The organism is Streptomyces sp. PU-14G (assembly GCF_041028275.1).
Lineage (GTDB): Bacteria > Actinomycetota > Actinomycetes > Streptomycetales > Streptomycetaceae > Streptomyces.
In genome coordinates this window covers 1-1,211 of the sequence record NZ_JASKYT010000701.1, presented here as the reverse complement: position 1 = coordinate 1,211, position 1,211 = coordinate 1, and the positions used below count along the sequence as shown (strand labels likewise).

Here is a 1,211-nt window from a genome sequence, read left to right as displayed (position 1 = left end):
GAGTGGGGGGAGTCGGGGCTGAGCGGCATGGCCGCCACCGGTGCCTGGGCAAGCGCCAGCAGCGTCGCGGTGCCGAAGGTGACAGCCAGAGGAGCGCGGACAGCACGCATGGGGGGTCCTCTCGACGGTGCGGTTCCGCTCCCGTGGCGTCAACCGCCCAGGGCGCGGCCCGCATTGGGCGTGTGACCGGGCAGCCTGCCACACTTTCGAACACGTGCAAGGGGGACCACGTGTTCGCGACGGGGTGCTCCGCCCGCCCCGGCGGGCGTCCTGCGGCGTGCGCCGGCCCGTGATCCACGCGCCAGCATGCGCCGGCCCGTGTCCACGTGAGGGGACTCTGTTCGTCGATACGTTCACTTTCGCTCACGCGTCGGTCAATTCCGAAACGACGTCGGTCAATCTCTGCGCACTCCTGGCATGTTCCAGTGGAATTTGCCCGAACACGCGACCCCTGGCGTGTGCATGCGTAGCGTCAGCCTCACCGTCCGTGTCCGGGCGGTACCAGCCGTCGTTCGCGTGCCGTGCCGTGCCGTGCCGTGCCGTGCCGTGCCGTGCCGTGCCGTGCCGGGGAGGGGGTAACAGCGTGTCCGGAATCGACGCGTGCCTGCTCGAGGTGATGCGCTTACCCGGCGCGCGCAGTGCCGCCGTCGTCGACTGGATCAGCGGGCTGGCACTGGGAGTCGCGGGGGACCCGCCCGGCGGTGACCACGAGGCGACCGCCTGCGAGACGGCCGAACTGGCCCGCATGGTCGCCGAACACCGCTCGTTCGGACCGCTCGCCGCGCCCACCGCAACGACCCCGCGAGACCTCGGCGGCGTACCGGCCGTCGAGGACGTCATCGCGACGAACAGCGACAGCTACCACCTGCTGCGGTTCCTCACCGGCGCGCTCGAAGGCACCCTCTTCCTCCATCTGTGGCTCGCCCGTGACGAGGGAAACCTGGCACTGGCGCGCATCCGACTCGGGGAGACAGCGGATCGGATGGTGCTGTGATGCGGTACGCGGTCCCGCTGCCCGTCCCCGTCCTCCGCCCCGCGGCGGCACCGCTGCTGAGGATGCCGCCCGAGCCCTGGCAGCAGCATCCGTCCCGGCCCCGGTCGGTCCCGGCCCCCCCCCCCCCCCCCCCCCCCCCCCCCCCCCCCCCCCCCCCCCCCCCCCCCCCCCCCCCCCCCCCCCCCCCCCATCTGTGGCTCGCCCGTGACGAGGGAAA

The 1,211-nt window shown here is 73.1% G+C and carries 1 protein-coding gene; it reads left to right on the top strand.

The features are described 5' to 3' along the window. Positions 1–583 precede the first annotated feature (583 nt). Positions 584–994 carry a hypothetical protein gene (locus AB8Z75_RS34810; RefSeq protein WP_369209124.1) on the top strand — a complete coding sequence of 137 codons (411 nt, stop codon included), beginning with the start codon at positions 584–586 and terminating at the stop codon, positions 992–994. Positions 995–1,211 lie beyond the last annotated feature (217 nt).